This window comes from Arthrobacter tecti (assembly GCF_054511355.1).
Genome location: NZ_JBTNCT010000002.1, coordinates 94,264 through 112,879, shown reverse-complemented (window position 1 = coordinate 112,879; position 18,616 = coordinate 94,264). Strand labels below are relative to the sequence as shown.

19 protein-coding genes are annotated in these 18,616 nt (G+C 60.0%); 13 read left to right on the top strand and 6 right to left on the bottom strand.

The features are described from left to right. The first annotated feature begins 8 nt into the window (after window positions 1–8). Together ACX80C_RS02950 and ACX80C_RS02945 are read left to right on the top strand one after the other, a co-directional pair. Window positions 9–767: a hypothetical protein gene (locus ACX80C_RS02950; protein WP_459324739.1), complete on the top strand. Its 759-nt coding sequence runs from the start codon at window positions 9–11 to the stop codon at window positions 765–767. Continuing rightward, entirely contained in the window at window positions 764–3,004 is a 2,241-nt protein-coding gene (locus tag ACX80C_RS02945) for a glycosyltransferase family A protein (RefSeq protein ID WP_459324738.1), read from the top strand. The genes ACX80C_RS02950 and ACX80C_RS02945 overlap by 4 nt, the downstream gene beginning before the upstream one ends. 176 nt (window positions 3,005–3,180) lie before the next feature. Here the strand turns inward: ACX80C_RS02945 and ACX80C_RS02940 are convergent, their stop codons facing one another. Further along, the gene (locus ACX80C_RS02940) at window positions 3,181–4,371 is read right to left on the bottom strand and encodes a hypothetical protein (RefSeq protein ID WP_459324737.1); all 1,191 of its coding nucleotides are present in this window, start codon (window positions 4,369–4,371) and stop codon (window positions 3,181–3,183) included. Between the two features lie 276 nt (window positions 4,372–4,647). Continuing rightward, entirely contained in the window at window positions 4,648–5,757 is a 1,110-nt protein-coding gene (gene wecB / locus ACX80C_RS02935; protein WP_459324736.1) for a non-hydrolyzing UDP-N-acetylglucosamine 2-epimerase, read from the bottom strand. A gap of 454 nt (window positions 5,758–6,211) precedes the next feature. Between wecB and thiL the strand changes: the two genes are divergently transcribed. From thiL to ACX80C_RS02905, 6 genes are all read left to right on the top strand, one after another. Continuing rightward, window positions 6,212–7,216 carry a thiamine-phosphate kinase gene (thiL, locus tag ACX80C_RS02930; protein WP_459324735.1) on the top strand — a complete coding sequence of 335 codons (1,005 nt, stop codon included), beginning with the start codon at window positions 6,212–6,214 and terminating at the stop codon, window positions 7,214–7,216. A 22-nt stretch (window positions 7,217–7,238) separates the two neighbouring features. Continuing rightward, a complete protein-coding gene (locus ACX80C_RS02925; protein ID WP_459324734.1) occupies window positions 7,239–8,186 on the top strand; it encodes a DAK2 domain-containing protein in 948 nt (315 codons plus the stop codon). A 94-nt stretch (window positions 8,187–8,280) separates the two neighbouring features. Next, window positions 8,281–10,053 (top strand): hypothetical protein, encoded by a 1,773-nt coding sequence (locus ACX80C_RS02920; RefSeq protein ID WP_459324733.1) that lies wholly within the window; start codon window positions 8,281–8,283, stop codon window positions 10,051–10,053. A 352-nt stretch (window positions 10,054–10,405) separates the two neighbouring features. After that, window positions 10,406–10,975 carry an RNA polymerase sigma factor gene (locus ACX80C_RS02915; RefSeq protein ID WP_459324732.1) on the top strand — a complete coding sequence of 190 codons (570 nt, stop codon included), beginning with the start codon at window positions 10,406–10,408 and terminating at the stop codon, window positions 10,973–10,975. A gap of 11 nt (window positions 10,976–10,986) precedes the next feature. After that, window positions 10,987–11,409, top strand: coding sequence for a hypothetical protein (locus tag ACX80C_RS02910; protein WP_459324731.1), 423 nt, complete (start codon window positions 10,987–10,989; stop codon window positions 11,407–11,409). A gap of 120 nt (window positions 11,410–11,529) precedes the next feature. After that, complete coding sequence (locus tag ACX80C_RS02905; RefSeq protein WP_459324730.1) at window positions 11,530–11,871, top strand: DUF7882 family protein; 342 nt, start codon at window positions 11,530–11,532, stop codon at window positions 11,869–11,871. 21 nt (window positions 11,872–11,892) lie between these two features. On the opposite strand, the gene ACX80C_RS02900 is transcribed toward ACX80C_RS02905, so the two are convergent. Beyond that, window positions 11,893–12,378: a DUF2975 domain-containing protein gene (locus ACX80C_RS02900; RefSeq protein ID WP_459324729.1), complete on the bottom strand. Its 486-nt coding sequence runs from the start codon at window positions 12,376–12,378 to the stop codon at window positions 11,893–11,895. Between the two features lie 108 nt (window positions 12,379–12,486). After that, entirely contained in the window at window positions 12,487–12,849 is a 363-nt protein-coding gene (locus ACX80C_RS02895; protein WP_459324727.1) for a VOC family protein, read from the bottom strand. A 119-nt stretch (window positions 12,850–12,968) separates the two neighbouring features. Between ACX80C_RS02895 and ACX80C_RS02890 the strand changes: the two genes are divergently transcribed. Beyond that, entirely contained in the window at window positions 12,969–14,168 is a 1,200-nt protein-coding gene (locus ACX80C_RS02890; RefSeq protein ID WP_459324726.1) for an MFS transporter, read from the top strand. 1 nt (window position 14,169) lies between these two features. Here the strand turns inward: ACX80C_RS02890 and ACX80C_RS02885 are convergent, their stop codons facing one another. Then, window positions 14,170–14,634, bottom strand: coding sequence for a MarR family winged helix-turn-helix transcriptional regulator (locus ACX80C_RS02885; RefSeq protein WP_459324725.1), 465 nt, complete (start codon window positions 14,632–14,634; stop codon window positions 14,170–14,172). A 189-nt stretch (window positions 14,635–14,823) separates the two neighbouring features. Here ACX80C_RS02885 and ACX80C_RS02880 point away from each other — a divergent pair, with 189 nt between their 5' ends. The 4 genes from ACX80C_RS02880 to ACX80C_RS02865 all read left to right on the top strand — a co-directional run bounded on the left by ACX80C_RS02880 (window position 14,824) and on the right by ACX80C_RS02865 (window position 17,730). Then, window positions 14,824–15,615, top strand: coding sequence for an ANTAR domain-containing protein (locus tag ACX80C_RS02880; protein WP_459324724.1), 792 nt, complete (start codon window positions 14,824–14,826; stop codon window positions 15,613–15,615). Window positions 15,616–15,682: 67 nt separating this feature from the next. Next, window positions 15,683–16,378 (top strand): cation diffusion facilitator family transporter, encoded by a 696-nt coding sequence (locus tag ACX80C_RS02875; protein WP_459324723.1) that lies wholly within the window; start codon window positions 15,683–15,685, stop codon window positions 16,376–16,378. 39 nt (window positions 16,379–16,417) lie between these two features. Further along, on the top strand, window positions 16,418–17,089 hold the full coding sequence (locus ACX80C_RS02870) for a DsbA family protein (RefSeq protein WP_459324722.1): 672 nt from the start codon (window positions 16,418–16,420) through the stop codon (window positions 17,087–17,089). 14 nt (window positions 17,090–17,103) lie between these two features. Then, window positions 17,104–17,730 (top strand): vitamin K epoxide reductase family protein, encoded by a 627-nt coding sequence (locus tag ACX80C_RS02865; protein WP_459324721.1) that lies wholly within the window; start codon window positions 17,104–17,106, stop codon window positions 17,728–17,730. 28 nt (window positions 17,731–17,758) lie between these two features. Here ACX80C_RS02865 and ACX80C_RS02860 read toward each other — a convergent pair whose 3' ends face one another. Next, entirely contained in the window at window positions 17,759–18,595 is an 837-nt protein-coding gene (locus tag ACX80C_RS02860) for an alpha/beta fold hydrolase (protein WP_459324720.1), read from the bottom strand. Window positions 18,596–18,616: the final 21 nt, after the last annotated feature.

The window sequence follows — 18,616 nt, the reverse complement described above, 5'->3', positions numbered from 1 at the left end:
GACCGGGAATGCTGAATATTAGCAGCGATGCCATGTTTGACACAGCCGTTCAATTTAGCTGCCCAGCAGTCGTTATATCGACAGAATCGCTTACAGAGCTGACTTTATCTTACTTGATCGGAGATGTATTCCTAGTAAAAAATATTGAAGAACACACTAACCTTCCTCGGATGGCGGCCGATCCGGTATATGTAGTAACAACGAGTGGAGTATCAGCTTTTACGGAGATCTTCGAATCGGGCGTAACGCCGCCGTCAATCATTTGGGATCTCTCTCAGTCGTTCACCGAGACACTTCAAGCTATCCCAGAGGTTGCGGTAGCGAATCAACACGCGGTGGTAGGCATAGTTGTCTCGTCGGCGGCAGCAGTCGTTACCGAGAGGTGCGAGAGTAAGAAGGTTCTAGATTATAGAAGCTTTGAAAGCGGAATGTCAGCTGCAGTCTTAATTCAAAACCAGACTGCGGCGAATCATCTGGGGGGCCAGAGCCTCGTGACGAGTGCTGAAGTAGCGCTACTTCGGCGCAAGCATTTGGATCTGCTGGAATCGCTTGCCGCATTCCGGTACGTATCTCCCAGAAGCAGCGCCGGTAAAAGCGTAGAAACACAGCGTGACTTGAAAATAGAGGAACTGCAGCGGCGGTACTCCGCTCTTGAGAAGAAGTACAACGCGCTCGCCTCTTCTAAGCTGGGTAGATTGACGCTCAGTGTATGGAGGAGGAAGGGTGTTTCACATTCGTTCAAACTCGTAGGAAGCGACCGGAGTTGAAAAACGATTCGCTCAACAGCACATACAAGCGCGGTGTCGGGTTCGGCTCGAACATGTTGTCAGACGATGAGCTGCGTCTAGGAGAGATCGAAGCTCTGCGCACAGACATTTTCCGCAGCGAGACCCGGGAGGCACTTGGTTCTCTCCGTGGGTGCGAGCAACACGGTATCAGTGTGATCGTGGCCGCTTACCGCTCACGGCTGAAGATAAGCAGATGCATGGAATCGCTCCTTCATCAAGATCTTAATGCCGAGTTTTACGAGATCATCGTGGTTTTGAACGGACCTGACGACGGAACCCTACATCTGATCGATTCGATTCGCGGTCTGAACTCAGGTCACTCGATACGTATAGTGCAACAGGTAGAATCGGGAGCGGGTGCAGCCCGCAACGCGGGTCTCAGCGTAGCCAGGTTCAGCTACGTCACATTCGTGGACGATGACGACTGGGTCGGCACTTCTTTCCTGTCTTCACTATTGGCTTGCGCGCGACCGGACACGGTTGCTATCGCTCCGATTATAAATGTTTCCTCTGAGGGAGAAGAAGACGCCGAATCCAGTCTCAATCTGCAAATATCTTCGCGATATGGCGAGCGATTCAAGTTCGCAGAGGCTCCGGGCCTCCTGGGATTCAACGCGTGCAAATTGATACCGACCGCTATCGCGCGAGCTCATCGGTACGCCGAGCATCTTCGCAGTGGCGAGGACGTATGTTACATGGCACGGGTCGCGTCTGCTCATATGCTCAATGCGGTTGTTGGCACCTTATCTGCGGGAGGTTCCTATTATCGTGTTCTAACCCAAGGGTCGATCTCTAGGCGGAAGCATGATTTTGATTTCGCCGTTTTGCAGAGATTAGAGGTAATTGCGGAGCTAGAGAAGTACCGGTCTTGGAAGAACACGGAGGCCGATACTTCTATTGCTTCGCTAATAAGGTCGCAAGCAAACTTCGTCAGAAATTACCTTTCTGATTCTCCGGAAGATCGCAGTATGGTCGTAAAGGCGATCGATGAAGCGGGAGTTCGCGACTTTCCTTGGCGTATAGTCAACGCGGGAATGGCAAGAGATTTGGTAGTGAGCTATTGTTTCGCACCATATTCGGACACTAGCGCGGTAGTTGCCTCTAAGGCCGTCGTTGAACGAGGCAAGGTAGTCGATGTCATTTATAATCGAATGGATGACGCCCGCAAGCGCGATAGCAACCTCGAGTTGATTGCTAATAAGTACATTGCTAGTGCAACCGAAATCGAGTCGCAAGCATCGTTCGCTGGATGGTCCCGCATATCGGACTTTGTTCGGCGAGGTATCGCCGTGGCTGAACGAAAGAATGCGCAAGCGGGAGGCTACGAATCCGTCTATAGCAGAGTTTTATGGGCCGGATCTCATTATCTAGCAGCGCTATATAAGCTTCGCCATCCAGCTGTGAATTGGGTGGCGGAGTTTTCGGACCCGCTCAGTACTGATGCTGAGGGGTCAAGAAGGCCTGGTGATCTCGGCCGAGACGCATTGTTTGAAGTGTACCAGCAGGCCGTAATTTCAGCAGGCTATAAAATACTCAGTACGAACAGCCTTTTCTCCTGGTGCGAATATCTTACTTATATATTTGCTGACGAAATTATCTTCACGAATACATCACAGTTAGATTACATGGTTTCTCAGATCGAAGACCTGGGACTTCGTCAGAAAGTTGGAGAAAAAGCTAGGGTTCGTCCGCATCCGGTACCGCCTGCATGGAGTTATGATGCAATTCAGAGTAGTTACCCACTCTCTCAAGAGTATTTTAATATCGGCTACTTCGGTGCATTCTACAACAATCGCGGCCTTACGGACGTTCTAGAAGGTCTTGTTGGACTACCTGTCAACCTACGCAAATCTGTTCGATTACACGTATTCACGAATCGCCCGGAAGAGTTTCGGGCAGAGATTCTCGAGACCGGTCTCGTTGGAGTGGTAGTCGCGAACAGCTATGTCCCGTATCTTGAGTTTCTGAATTTGACCAAGCGCTTCAATCTTTTAGCCGTTAACGACGTAATGCGAAGTTCCCGTATGGCGACGAATCCGTTTTTACCTTCGAAGTATTCGGATTATCTGGGTTCTGGGACGGAGATCTGGGGCATCGTCGATGAGGGAAGTCCACTTGATCGCGCTGAACTGAGCTATCGCTCGGCTGTAGGAGATGCGAGTGAAGCTTCATCGACCATGATGAAAGCACTTGCTGATTGGAATATGCACTTCTAGCTCATGCAATCATGGTCTGCCGGCAACCGGCTCGAGGGCAAACGATTGCCCTCGAGTGACGGCCGCGGCCTCATGCTAGGCATTGTGCCGTTATTCAATGTATAACCAGAGGTTCTGATTTATTTCCGGTCGCACACGGCGAAGCATCCATATTCACATTCGCTAGAGACACGTGATCAACTAGCCAGGCTCGGATGGTAACGGCTGAGGAAGGCTCGCACCGATTTAAATTCTTCCCAATCTTTTTCGGTGTACGGTATGACCTTGGCATCCGACAATCGGGAGTAAAGGGCAGCTCGAAGCGGTTCCGGAAATGAGTGATAGAGGGTCGTGTTGGCCCGCTCATAGAAGGTTAAGTCGAGTTCCTTCGCAATCCGGAACACCTCGTCTGGGATGTCGGATAGTAGCTCTCGAACCACGGATTCCTTCGCGTACTTTGCTGCGTACAGGGCTAGGAAATCGAGGGCGAAAACTTCGCCGTACTTGAAGTGTGGGAGGGAGGGTTTGAGGACTTCAGGTAGCGCGATGTGCAGTCCAAATCGCTCAGACACGATTTGAGCAAGAACCTGCTTCCGGTGAAGCTTCTCCTCGCCAGGGCTGGCTAATGACGTTAGAGAGGCTGCAATACGTGCGGGTCTGTAGTGCGAAAGCACGATCAGCGTACCAATTTCCGTCAATCCTATGACGTAAGGGGCGTTTGTAAACCTGGCGGCGTGGAATGGCGGGAACGTGCCTACATACGCGGCCCGCGGGTTTCGCCGCATATTGTCGGATCCGGCTTCCAGAATACTTCCGAAGCTTTGGTATTCAGCCGGTATGACGCCTGTTGAGAGTAAACTTCCGAGCCCCATGAACGACCAAGAGTTGCGTTGCAATTTCGTATCCAAGAGATTCGTAGAAACAATCACAGTATCGAATGTCTCGAAGAACTCACGTTCGCGCGAAAATCGCCCGCCAAAGTCGAGAGACACCAATTGTGTCTCCCTTGGCATCAGCGATAGGGCAGCCAATGAATCGAATCCCCCGCTGAAGTTCAGAACGTGACCGGAACGCTTCTTCGGGTACGCAGGCGTTGGATTCTCCGAGATCTGGAGTTCAGCTCCGGTGAACCCTCGCACGGCAGCCACTACGTCAGGCGACGCCTCGAGATCGATGCTGACATTTGAGAACGCCTTCCCGCACAGGGTCGATAGCGCGAGAGCAACGCTATCATTTGTTGGGTTTACAGGCTCACTGAAGTCAAACCACAGGTGATGCTCTTGCAGGACCTCCCCGTCGTTGAAAGTGACGTCGAGGTCGACGCGTGAAGGAGCGATCGTAATATCTTCAAAAGCGATCTTGCTTCGAAGACTAGTATTGGGGGACATCCCACAATTCTACTAGAACACCGATATCGATGAGATACCAGGCATCGCTAGATGAAGAAGAGTTGACTCTAAAGATCAGGTGAAACGTTCCGTGAGGATCCGCTCCACCTCCGGCAGTCGCTCCCCCTCAGAACGGGCTTCACTCCGTTTCCAGTCTTTCTCAAAGTCTTTCAAAATCTCGCAGCACTTGGTATGACGGCTAAGTTATTCACTTGCCGATTCTCCGCATATGTGATGGATGTTCGAAGTGACGTTGTGACTGAGGGCACAACGTATTCAGACTTGGATCCCAAATAACCTAGCAAGCGCGTCAAGACTCCTTGGGGCAGCGAGTCCGTCACCGTATGGATTCACTGCGTTCGCCATGGAGTCGAAGTGCTCCTGATTGTTCAGGAGTCTATCAACCTCCATTACGATGCGATTCTCATCCGTCCCAATGAGTGTCACAGTGCCGGCGACAACCGCCTCGGGTCGTTCCGTGTTATCGCGCATCACCAGAACTGGCTTGCCGAGGCTCGGAGCTTCTTCTTGTACCCCGCCCGAGTCCGTAAGGACAACGTGCGCGAGTGAAAGCAAACGGGTGAATTCGCCATATGCCAGTGGTTCGGTGACCAGGACGTTTGTCTTTCCCTCAAGCGCCGGAAGCACGGCTTCTCGCACTACAGGGTTCTTGTGCGCCGGAAGAACGATCGTTAGCTCCGGTTCCGCGTCGGCAATCCTTGCCAGCGCCCGTCCCACGCCTCGCATCGCGTCGCCCTGATTTTCTCGACGGTGCGTCGTTACGAGGAGGACGCGCCTACCGGACGCCGCCAGCTCCTCCAGCCGCTCATCAGAGAACGGAACCTTCTTCTCGACCGTTGCTAGGAGCGCGTCGATGACCGTGTTACCGGTGACAACAATGTCCGACTCGCGAACGTTCTCTGCGAGCAGGTTGGCTTTGCTGGTTTGGGTGGGCGCGAGGTGAAGGCTCGCAATTTGCGAAGTGATCTTTCGGTTGGCTTCTTCAGGGAACGGCGAGAACAGGTCTCCGGAGCGTAGGCCCGCCTCGACGTGAATCACGGGAATGCTGTGATAAAAAGCAGCAATCGCCGCGGCGGTGGAAGTGGTGGTATCGCCCTGAACAATCACTGCGTCCGGCTTGGAAGATTCGAACAGCTTGTCCAAGCCGTCGATGGTCTTGGTCATTATCGAGTTGAGCGTCTGGCGCTGCTCAAGGATGTTGAGATCGTGATCCGGGAAGATTCCGAACAGCTCGTTCACCTGATCGAGCATGGCCCTGTGCTGGCCTGTCACCGTAACTACGCAGTCGAAGTGCTCTGAATCTTTGAGCGCTTCAATGATGGGAGCCATCTTGATGGCCTCCGGGCGGGTGCCGTAAACAGGCATGATGACAGGCACAAGTGTCCCCTAGCTTCTTGGAAGTTTGACCGTTCTACCTTAGCCCAGTAGCACAAGCGCAAGAATTAGGGCCGGAATTGCGACTATTACCAGAACGGTGAGCGCAAGAGCCACGGCGCGTTTTCTACGGTACACCGGTGATTGTGGGTGCATTGGCGGGAGCTCCGTGGCCGAGAAATCGGTCTCCTGAGGCTGGGACTCTTCCGGCCGCCGTCGTCGTTCTTGAAGTGGGGGAGCTGCGGCTCTCCGCCTGCCTGGAGCACCCGGCTTCATGTGCCGTGCTGCCGGTAGGTGCGACTCGTAATCGACCAAGCCCCCGCACCTCCATACTTCCCCGCCACCAACAGATTCCGTACCACTATAGTGCGCAGACTGATGATTCGAAGCGCTCGCTATCCACAGCGCACACCGCGATGTCGCCCGTGCCCAGTACCGTGGAACCATGCCACTCACAGTCGCCCAACTGAGCGAGTCTGACCTGCTCGAGCGCATCTTTCCCCGCCTTCGTTCCGGTCTTCCCGAGCCGGAAGGCGTTCTGGTTGGCCCCGGTGATGACGCCGCGGTGCTCGCCGTCCCGGACGGGCGGGTTGTGGTGTCCATTGACACCCAGGTACAGGACATGGACTTCCGGCTGCAGTGGCCCAATGGTTACCGAACCACGGGGTTCGACGTTGGGTGGAAGGCTGCCGCCCAGAATCTGAGCGACATCAATGCCATGGGTGGGCGGGCAAACTCGCTTGCCGTCAGTCTCACCCTCCCCGGCAGCACCGAGGTGCAGTGGGTCGAGGACTTCGCGGACGGATTGGCCGCCGCCATCCGGCAGCTCGGCGCGTCCGGGTGTTCGGTTATCGGGGGAGACCTCGGCGCCGGTGCGCAGATCGCGGTGACCGCCGCCGTCACCGGGTCGCTCGAGGGCCGCTCGCCGGTGCTGCGCTCGAGAGCCCAACCCGGCGACGTCGTCGTACTCGCAGGAACCGTGGGTCGTGCGGCCGCTGGACTCGCGCTGCTCGAGTCCTCCCACGCGTACGGTTCGCTTGAAGCAGAACACTTGAACCTTGTGCGAAACCAATGCCGTCCGCTGCCGCCGCTGGCAGCTGGTCCGGCCGCAGCGGAGGCCGGTGCGACAGCGATGCTGGACATCTCTGACGGTCTGGTCAAAGACGCGCAACGGCTTGCTTCCGCCAGCAACGTGCGGATTGACTTCGATCCTGGTGCGCTCAAGAAGCTGGCGGAACCGCTGTGGTCCGCTGGCGAGATGCTCGGGGTAGACCCCATGGAGTGGGTGCTGGGAGGCGGCGAGGATCACGGTTTGCTGGCCACCGTTAACCCGATCGTTATGCCGCTGCCCGGCTTCACTGCGGTAGGCTCGGTGGAGGCCGGGTCCAATGGAGTGACCATCGGGTCGCAGTCGCCAGCCAACGTGGGATGGGATCACTTTGCAGACTAAAATCACCGCTAACGCGACAGCGATGAAGCGATGGTTAAGCAAGGCTGAAGAGTCCCTCGGTAACCACAGTGACCGCCTGAACGCCATCAACATTTTTCCCGTAGCCGATGGCGATACGGGCACAAACCTTTACCTCACCGTCCGCGCCGCCGCACAGGCTGTACACGACCTCGAGACCCATGACCTCGGAGACCTCCTGAAGGTTGCAGGCCAGGCCGCCATGGAAGACGCCCGCGGCAACTCCGGAACTCTCTTCGCGGTATTCCTCGCCGCAATCTCCGAACCACTTCACGGCGCACAGCGTCTCTCCGGCCCGCTACTTGCGGCCGCACTGAACCGCGCGCAGATCCGCAGCTGGTCCGCCCTCAGCGACCCTGTCCCCGGCACTATGCTTTCCGTCCTCGAAGCCGCTGCGCTCGGCGCCGCAACCGTTGATCAGGCGCATAACGGAGATGACAGCAACCACGCCCTCGCCATGACCCTGCAAGGCGCCGTTGAAGCCGCCCTCGAAGCCGTTATCCACACCGAAAGCCAGCTGGGCGCCCTCACCGAAGCGCAGGTAGTCGACGCCGGGGGAGTGGGCTTCCTGCTGATCATGGACGCACTCCGCGCCGCCTCGCTCGGTGAGGAACTGCAGGACGAGCTGCTGGACGGCCTTCACGGCTACGACGTGCAGGCACCCCACATCTACAACGGCATGCCGGCCGAAGGCGTTGAGGTGATGTGCACCATCAACCTCAGCCCCCTCGACGCCGCGACCCTCCGCCTCCACCTGGACGAAGTGGGGGACTCGGTAATCATGAGCGCTGTCACCGAGGTCGAGGAAGGCTACCGCTGGCGCGTCCACGTTCACGTTCCCGAAGCAGCGTCAGCGCTCAAATTCATTGAAGAAGCCGGCCAGCCCAGTCACGTCTCGGTGACCGAACTGGCCGGGGTCGGCACCGTCGTAGTACAGGACGGCTCCCTGTAACGAAGTGTTTGGTGTCCCGTCATGGCGGCGCTCTATAACAACCGTGCGGCCGCTAGGCTGGAACAGCTGAATCCAGCCGATGCCTTGGAGATGAATGTCCCACCCACCTGTTGAACCCAGTAACTTGCCGCCTGAGCAGAAGCCGCAGGCCCAGCGTCCTGGCGCCGGGAGCCGCCGGGGGCGAATGATCATCGGCGGGTCCGCGGCACTTGCGCTCGTGGCCGGCACGTTCATCGGCGTTTCCGTCTTCGCAGACGACCGCACACCCGGCACAAACGCTGCAGAGACCTCCACTTCTTCTCCCTCGACGCAGCCGCCCAGGACGCCTTCTCCTTCCCCGGCCACCACCGTGCCGACGCCATCACCGAAAAAGCCGACGCCCTCACCGACGGAAGAGCCGCTGCCGCCGGCGCCCACCGTCTTTTACCAGCAGATCGGCCCACCTGCAGGGTCCCCGCTCGTGGCGGTGGAACCGATGACCGTTGCCGTCAGCAATGACAAGACCGGAACACTCCTCCCCGCAGGCCTCGTGGGGCTCTCCCTGGAAGCAACCGATCTGGCGAACCCTCAGCTTTCCGGCAGCAACCCGGAGATGGTGGCGAGCCTGCGCGGCCTCGGTCAACCGATGCTCCGCTTCGGAGGCAACGCCGTCGACCGCCGCTTCTTCTGGACCTCCACCGGTGAGCCGATCCCCGGCAACCTGTCCGGGGACAAAGCGCACCCGGTGCGCGCAGCCGGCCCAGCAGACCTGGACCGGATCAACACCCTTCTTACCGCTGCTGATGCAACCATCAGCCTGACCGTGGACCTTGCCCACTTCGATCCCGCCCGCGCTGCAGACATGGCAAAGCACGCTTCAAGGATTTTCGGTGACCGACTGGTGGGCATCACCGTAGGCAACGAGCCCAATGGTTACCCAAAGACAGGCTTGCGTCCGGACGACTGGTGGATCGAGGACTACCTGATCGAGCTGAAGCAGTACGCGGATGCGATGTACCAGGTGGCGCCTAACGTCCCGATCGTGGGACCGGGAACGTATTCGGAATCCTGGTGGGCACCGTTCGCCCAGGCTGACCTGCCGCAGGAAAAGATCCTGTCCTTCCACCACTACCCACTGTCTCAGTGCGACGGCACGCAGGACCCGCTCGGCGAGCCCATCATGGAAAATCTGATGGCCTACCCCATTCACGAACGCGCCCAGGACTACCGTCAGAAGGGCTTGGCCCCAGCTGTCGCGGCAGGGATCAGCACCTGGATTCCCGAAACCGGCATCTCCGCCTGCCCCGGGTCCAACGAGACCACCGAGACGCACGCCTCCGCTCTCTGGACCATCGATTACGCCCTCAGCGCCGCCAAACTCGGCGTACCCCGATTGAGTTTCCACAGCTCGCTCATCACCTGTCAGGGAGGGCCACCGATGTCTTCCATTTGCGCAGGCGGAGCTTACCTCCAGCCGAACGGGGTCATCCAGGAACGAGCAAACTGGTACGGGCAATCGCTAGTAGCGGAACTTCCCACCGGGCAGTTCCTAGAGTCCACGCAGAAAGGCGGCGGACTCGCCTACAGCTACGCGGTCACACACGAAGACGGAAGCATGAGCGTCATCCTGATCAATCAGAACAACCCGCAGACGGCCGCCCAGACTGACGTGACAATCACACTGCCCGACGGGGCACGGACCGGCGTGATGACCCAACTGACCGGGCCGGCCTACGGCGCCCAAGACTCAACGCTGATCGACGGCCGGGCGGAGCCTCCCATACCGGCATCGGAGCGGCCATCCATCCCCGGATTTGTGCCTGGCAGCGAGAAGGTGGCGCTGCCCGTCACCGCGGGAACGGCTACCGTGTTCACCTTCACCTTCTGAGGTCGATCCCCGCCGGAACTCCCTCAAACCCGCTCCGCACTGAGAAATGATGGATTGTAGGTGGTAGGGGAGGGGTTCCTGACTTACCAGCTGCGTGACGGCTGGTAGCTTCCGGGGCTTGCTGGTCTATGCGGAGACGTGTCGGGGCTCGCCTTCCCTGCCACTGACCTCTGGCGACCGGGTTGGACGGGATGCGACTTGAGGGAGCACCGCTCTAAATAGTGCAGGTCAAAACGGAATAGGGCCGGTGAGGGCGATCTTCGGGACACAGGCGCTGGCATTTTCAGGTCGATTCCCCTGGTCAGGCGTCACAATCCGCGATACCGAGACACTTACTAAGTGGAGGTGCGTAGTGAGCTCACGTGAGGCGCAAGCATTAGTGGTGATTGACGAAGAGCTGGTAAAAGGGCTGGCCCGAGGGGACCAAACCGCATTTGCCGAACTGTTCGACAGACACTCGGGCACCGTGTATCGATATGCCTGGGGTTTAGCCGAGTCCCGCGATGAGGTACCCGATATCGTGCAAGAAACCTTCCTGGTCCTCTGGCGTCGGCGCAAAGAGGTCCAACTGGCCGAACGCACAGTTTTGCCTTGGTTGCTTCTGTGCTGCCGCAATACCGCCTATAACCTCAACCGTGCCCGCCGTCGCTCCCAAACCGCGGAACTCACCGAACCTTCGCCGGGCACACTGGCTTGGCATAGACGAGCCGAGCAAGAACGGGCAATCGAAGAACTGACCTGGGTCCGCGAGGAAATCGCAGGACTGCCGGCAACCGAACGCCAACTGTGCGAGCTGTGTCTAGTCGAAGGACGCAGTTACGAAGATGCCGCCGCCACCTTGGGCATCAGCCAATCCACCGCCCGTAAACGCATCGAACGTGCACGCCGGAAACTACGCGCCGCCAAACAAACCAACCTGTAAGGGAGTACACAATGCCTATCACCTATGGCCCACCCTCAAACGGGCAAGTACTAGAGGAACTTCAGCCCGTACGCGCCGCTGTGCTTCGCCAAGTTGCTCGCCGTAGAACCGTGAAGCGTGCCTCCCTGACCGCAGCGGTGACCGTCGCGCTGTCTCTGGGAGGGGTTTCCGTCGCCATTGGTATCAATCCGAATGAACTGAGCAACGCCGAATTTCTCACGAAGCCACAGTATGTGCAGCAATTCGCTGCATGCATGGAGGCCCGGGGCTGGGAACCGATTCCAGGAAGCAATGACCCGCAAGCTTCACCGGACGTGCCAGCCGTGCACTTCTTATTTCGAGGAGAAGTTAGCGCCGACATTGGAGCCGATGTAGAGGACTGCCGGGCGACTATTTCGAAGCAAGTAGGGGAGTGGATCGTCCCGGGCATGTGACTGGAGATTCTTACAAGCTAGACGGTGCGGACGTTTTCAGCGAACGGGAAGGTCCGCACCGTCTGATAGACGATGGTCTGTGAGAAACTGCCGGAGATGAGGTAGCGAAAGGACGTTGCTGTGGGTGCGATCCGAGTTGGCGGATACCAGGCTGATCTCGTGTTTAACATGCCGGACAACCTGACGCGGAGCATGCAAGCGGTGATCATCATGACCTTTCGCACAGGCAAAGGCCTGTTCTTCAGATCGGCAGGTGAGGTCGAAGGGCGAACTACCGCCATGAACGTCTGGCTGGCACCCACACAGGCTATCCGCTTCGAATACGAGGCAGACGAGGTGCCGGAGGCGCATGCGGAACTGACGAAGGTTCTGCTCAAGTCGGTTGACGCCACAGGCGGCGTCATCCTGCCAGCCTCAGGAGATTTCGATACAACTGATAAGAACCCGGAGCAACAAAGCTGACTCTTCTCTGCCTCAAACAATTCAGCTCCCTTCCGATTCCGCAATACGGCCAGGGACAACGTCATCCACTAGCGAGGACCCCATCGTCTTCTTTCTCAGCGCGAACGCGGCGGGAACGACCGCGAGGGAGGCAAGAAGTCCAAATAACATCGCGGGACCACCGACGGATGCGACGGATCCGGCGTGCACGCAGACACCTGCGAAGATCATTGCCATGAAAAGGAGAGAAGCTGCTACGACGTTGGCCCACCGCGGTGAGCGACTGGTCAAAGTGTCGCCCGCCTCCGCGGCCGAAAGTAACTGCCAAGCTGCCAGCAACGCCACCTCGAAAGATCCGATCGCAATCACGATCGCCACGACGTACGGGGGTGCCAGGTACGCGACCTCGGGGTAGTCGTTTGCATAGTTAGCAGCGATCCGAGGAATCACCACAATCTGAACAAGCATGGCCAAAAAAGCGATCGCACCGATGACAATGCGTAGGCGCGGAACGTGCTCCCTGATCATGATGCGATCATCGGCTTACCCGCGTTGGCTGTCAACCATGCTCCCCGAACTCCGGACTGTGATAGACATGCCACTCACGCGCTCGTCCGCAGTTCCGGGGTTCCTCAGTTACTCCCAGCAAAGGCAGAACGGGTGACCTGCGGGATCGGCATAAACCTGGAAGCCCTCCGGCGCCGCAAGGTTCTCCGCAGGCTGCAGCAGACGCGCGCCCAGTGACATCGCCTTCTCATGGGCCGCCTGGAAATTGTCCACGTGAAGGTCCACATGCAGCTGCTGCGGAGTGCCCGCAGGCCACTCCGGCGCAACATGATCCGGCGCCAACTGCACCGCGTACCGCTTCTCCCCATCAACCCAAATGGAATGCCAATCATCGTCAGCCTCCACCGTGCCATCGAGAAGGCCCGCCCAAAATGCGCTCTCGGCGTCCATGTCCGCCGCATCAAAAACAGTGGTCTGTCGGGTGATCTTCATGACGCCATCGTTCCACGGCCCAATTCACGCGGGAACCTCCCGCCGCCGGATTTTCCCCCGGCCGTATGTGACGAATCGCGGTGGGATAGTCTCTGTTGAGCGCTGATCGGAAGGCAGGGATGGATACGGAAGCCAGGGCCGCATCGACACGAACCGCGAGGTTCGGCTTCGCCTTCATCGGCGTCCTCCTCATCGCGGTCAACCTGCGTGTCTCCTTCGTCAGCGTGGGCCCGGTACTCGACAACATCAGCAGCGACCTGGAACTCACCAGCGCCGCCGCCGGATTTCTCACCGGGCTGCCGCTGATTGCCTTCGCCGTCTTCTCCCCGGTGGCTCCGGCATTCGCCTCCCGCGTTGGCCTCGACCGCGCGCTGTGGTTCTCGCTGCTGATCCTTGCCGCGGGCATCATTCTCCGCTCACTACCCGTACTAGGCCTCATCTGGGTGGGCACCGCGCTGATCGGCACGGCCATCGCATTCCTTAACGTCCTCGTGCCCTCCCTCGTGAAACGCGACTTCCCCAACCGGGTCAGCCAGGTCACCGGCAGTTACACCGCCACCCAGGCGGCCTTCGCGGCTCTGGGGGCCGCCGTCGTCGTACCCGTGGCGCAAACCTCGCCGGCGGGATGGCGGCTGGCGCTCGGAATCTGGGCGGGCCTGGCGCTCATCGCCCTGGCGGTCCTGTTGCCATGGCTGCGACGGCATGCCGCGAACAGGTCAACGCAGCGGCAGGCCGATGCCGCCTACCGATCGCCGTGGAAATCCGCACTCGGCTGGCAGGTCACCCTGTTCATGGGCCTGCAGTCCATCGCGTTCTACGTGCTGATGGCGTGGCTGCCCACCATCGAACAAAGCCGCGGGGTCTCCGCGACCACCGCCGGAGTGCATCTCTCGGTCTTCCTGCTGGTCAGTGTCTTCGCCAGCCTCGGCGCGGGCGCCCTCCTGCACCGTGGCTCGGACCAGCGGCTCATCGCCGTCGTCACCAGCGCGCTCACCTTCGTGACCTTCGCCGGGCTTGCCCTTGCACCGGCCCTGACGCTGCTCTGGGTGCTCGCGGGCGCCGTGGGGTGTGGCTTCCTGATCGTCATCGCACTCTCGCTGTTCAGCCTCCGCACGGTGAACTACCCGCAGGCGGCGGCGCTCTCCGGCATGGCGCAGTCAGTGGGCTACGCGCTCGGCGCTGCCGGGCCGGTGCTGTTCGGCGCGCTGCGCGACCTCAGCGGGGACTGGACGCTGCCGCTGCTGACCACGGCGGGGATCATGATCGCCCTCTGCGTTGCGGCGTGGCTCGCAGGGCGCAACCGGGTGATCGGCGCGTAGCTCAGGCGATATCGGCCAGGTCCGGCTCGTTCGCGGCCATGGCACTGACCAGCAGGCCATCACGGGTGGAGTTGATGACATTCATCAGCGCCGTGCGCAGTTCCTCTTCGGCGAGCCTGTCGCCGCCAACCGGCGCCCCTTCGCCCCGCTGAACCGCTCCCAGAACCTCACGACCGGCTGCCGTGATCGCCACGTACGTCACACGCCGGTCAATCTCGCTCTTGCACCTGCGCACAAGCTCCCGGTTTTCCAGCCGCTCCAACGACTTGCCGATCGTCTGCGCCTGCACCCTCACAACCTCAGCGAGCTCCACCTGGCTGATGGTCTCCATCGAAGCGAGAACCTTCAGAATGGTGACCCCGGAATGGGTGACTCCCAGGCTGCGGAGCCGCTCATTGTCGCGGTTCTCATTCAGCCGCGCGGCCGTGCTCAGCAAGCGGCTCGTGGACCAGTGCGTAGTATCCATGTCATGACCTTCCAGCCCCAGGCGCGCTGATCGACACGAAATGCAGCACGCACAAACGAAAACCGGTGGTACGACACCGGCTTGAGCGCCCAGGAAACCGAAGCGGACATATCACGGAATGCCAGGGGCGCTTGGTGAAGTATCCTATGCGAAGAAAGTTGATGTTTGCACCATTGAAAGGCGGAGGTTGTGGGGGAATCTGTATCCTTCGAAACCGAACCGGGCACCGCGGAACTGGAGTCCACGGACGTCGCTCAGCAGGATGAGCGGTCCCTGCTGGAAGAACTGCAGGACATCATCCTCGGCACCTCCGACATGCAGGAGTTCCTGAACGAGCTCGCCGTCCTGTCAGCCCGCAGCGTCAGCCACTTGGGCGAGGACGTGCTGTGCGGGATCACGCTCCGCCGTCGTCGTCGTGCTGCCACTGTTGCCTGCAACAGTCCTGAGGCAAAAGCTATGGACGAACTTCAGTACGCCTACCAGGAGGGCCCGTGCCTGACTGCGGCGACGGAGCAGCGCACCATTGTTGTGAGCGACTTCCGCACCGACGGACGTTGGCCCGAATACGCCGAGGCAGTTGCCGAGCACGGCATGCGGTCCATCCTTTCCGCGCCATTCACCATCGGGCCGGGTGCCAATGCCGCCCTGAACCTTTATTCCCATGAGACGGACGCGTTCGACGACGGCGCCGTCACTTACGCTCAAAGCTACGCCCGCCAGGCGTCGAAAGGGCTGCAGCTGGCCTTGCGCATGGCCCAGTACAGCGAAGAGGCCCAGAATCGCGGACGCGCCATGGAATCGCGTACCGAGATCGATGTGGCCGTTGGCATTGTCATGGCACAGAACCGGTGCAGCCAGGAGGAGGCCTTCTCCATTCTTCAGCGTGCCTCGACCACACGGAACGTGAAGTTGCGCGTGCTCGCCGCCGAGATGGTGGAGAAGATCTCGGGCACGGCGCCGGAGACCCACTTCGAGGAATGATGGATTCAGAGCTGGCGGTAGCGGCTCCCGAGTGCTGCAGCGCGTCGGGGGAGGAGGGCTGCTGCTGATGAGTTCCCTTACGTCCAGCCGCGTGCCGCTGACCCTGGAGCGCCGCGGGGTTCTGTCCCGGCGCATCCGGATCTTCGTCGCCACGACCATCACCTACAACATCGTCGAAGCGATCGTGGCCATCACTGCCGGAACTGTGGCCTCCTCGAGTGCGCTGATTGCTTTCGGGCTGGATTCGGTCATCGAGGTAACCTCCGCCGCCGCGGTCGCCTGGCAATTCTCCGCCAGGGATCCGGAGACGAGGGAAAAAACCGCACTGCGCTTCATCGCCTTCTCCTTCTTCGGCCTCGCACTGTTTGTCGGGTTCGACGCGGTGCGGGCACTGATCACCGGCGCTGATGCTGACCACTCCGCCGTCGGCATTGTGCTTGCCGCCGTGAGCCTTGCCGTGATGCCGCTGCTGTCCTACCTCCAACGTCGGGCGGGCCGCGAGCTGGGGTCGAAGTCGGCGGTTGCAGACTCGAAACAGACCCTGCTCTGCTCCTACCTCTCCGGGGTCCTCCTGGCTGGACTCCTCCTCAACAGCCTCTTCGGCTGGGCCTGGGCAGACCCGATCGCCGCACTGGTCATCGCCGGTTGGGCTATCAAGGAGGGCCGGGAGGCGTGGAAGGGCGACGCCTGCTGCGCAAACCCCCTCGCGAAGCACGACACCGAGACAACGCCTGATCCCAGCGGCTGCTCCTGCTGCGACTGATACCTTCCCGTGTTCCTGTCCGCAAGTGAAAGATCGGTAATGTCATCCACCCGGCGCGCCATGACGCTGCCCAACAAGATTGCCCTCGGCTTCCTTCTTCTCTCCGCATTGGCCCTCGTGGGCTTCTTCGTGGCCTCAAACGCGAACGACGCGGCCGAACAGGAGGACCTCGCCGCATCCGCGCAGGTGCTCCGCGAGAACAGCCACAGCCTCTCCGCGCCCGAGGACGAAAAGGCGGTGCTGGTCGAGTTCCTGGACTTCGAGTGCGAGGCCTGCGGCGCCGTCTACCCCTTCGTGGAGGAACTCAGGGCGGAGTATGGGGACCAGGTGAGCTTCGTGAGCCGCTATTTCCCCCTGCCCGGGCACCCGAACTCGATGACGGCGGCCGTGGCCGTGGAGGCAGCCGCCCAGCAGGGTGAGTTTGAAGCTATGTATCAGCGGATGTTCGAGACTCAAACCGAGTGGTCCCACAGCGATCAGTCCCAGGCCCCCACCTTCCGCGGCTATGCCGAAAGCCTGGGGCTGGACATGGATGCCTACGATTCCGCGGTGGCGGACCCGGCAACGCAGGCGCGGGTTATGCTCGACAAGATGGACGGAACCGGTCTGGGCGTCAGCGGGACACCCACCTTCTTCCTTGATGGCGAACTGATCGAGCCTGCCACCCAGGAGGAATTCCGGCAGCTCATCGAAGCCGCGATCAGGAGCTGAAAAGGAATCCACCGATGCACAAACCCCTGGCGGCCGCCGCATCCGGCTCGAGCACGGAGCAGAGCGGCTTCCTGCAGGACCGGACCCTGGCCATCATCCTCCTTGCAACCGGCGTGGTGGGATGGATAGCGTCGGCCATCCTGGTGCTCGAACGCCTTGCCGTGTACGAGGACGCCGGTTACGTCACCAGCTGCGACGTCAACCCGTGGGTCTCCTGCGGGCGGGTGTTCCAGACTTGGCAGGCCTCGCTTTTCGGCTTCCCCAACCCGCTGATTGGGATAGTCGCCTTCGCAGTCATCATTACGACGACGGCGGCCCTCCTCGCCGGGGCCCGGCTGGCCCGCTGGTACTGGCTCGGTCTGCAGGCAGGGGTCACCGCAGGTTTTGTGTTTGTCGTCTGGCTCTGGAGTCAGGCCCTTTTCGACATCCACATCCTGTGCATCTACTGCATGGTTGTCTGGGCGGCGATGATCCCGCTGTTCGTCCTGCTCACCATCCGGAATCTTGACCGCGGCGTCCTACCCGCGCCGCGTGGCCTTGTCCGCTTCCTCACCGAATGGGCATGCGCCATAGTGGTCCTGCTCTGGGTGGGAACCGCTGCCTCCGTGTTCTTCAGCTTCCTTCCCGTCTTCACCGGGTGAGGACGGGAAGGAAGCCTCAGCTAAGCCTCTACTTGGCCAGGAAATCGATCAGTGCCCGGTTCCACTCATCGGCATGGCTGACGTTGCAGCCGTGTGGGGCGCCGGCGATAACGTGCAGCTCGCTGTTCGCCAGCGCAGCGTGGGTGCGCTTGCCGGACCCTTCGAACGGAACCGTGCCGTCGCCGTCGCCATGAAGAATCAGCGCGGGCACGCTGACGTTCGGGAGATCTTCCCGGAAGTCGGTTGACCCGAAGGCGGTCATGCAGGCCAGGGCAGCTTTCTTGTCTGATTGCTTGCAAAGGGTGATCGCCTCCTGCCGCTGCTGCTCGGTGACCTTCAGCTCGCCATCGACGGAGAAGAACTCGGTTGTGAACTGGTCATAGAACGCGTCCTCGTCCTTGGTCAGTTCGGCGCTCATCTTCGCGGCCTCCGATTTGGGCAGTGGACCCTCTGGGTTGTCATCCGTTTGCATCATGAAGGGCGGTACGGCTGAAGCGAACACGACGCTGCGCAGCCGCTCCGCGCCGTACTTGGTGAAGTAACGGGCAACCTCGCCGCCTCCCATGGAGAACCCGACCAACGTAACGTCATTCAGGTCCAGTTCCGTCAGGAGTGCGTGGAAATCCTCGGTCAGGGTGTCATAGGTGTAGCCGGTCATCGGCTTGTCGCTGCGGCCGAACCCGCGGCGGTCATAGGTGATAACCCGGTAGCCGGCGCCCTGCAGTGCGCCGACCTGCTCCTTCCAGGATTCACCCGAGAGCGGCCAGCCGTGGATCAGGACAACGGGACGGCCCGAACCGCCGGTGTCGTCAACGTGCAGGTTGGTGTCCTTGAAAAGACCATGGTGTGCGGTAACTTCCGTCATGTCGCTCGCCTTTCTTCGTGG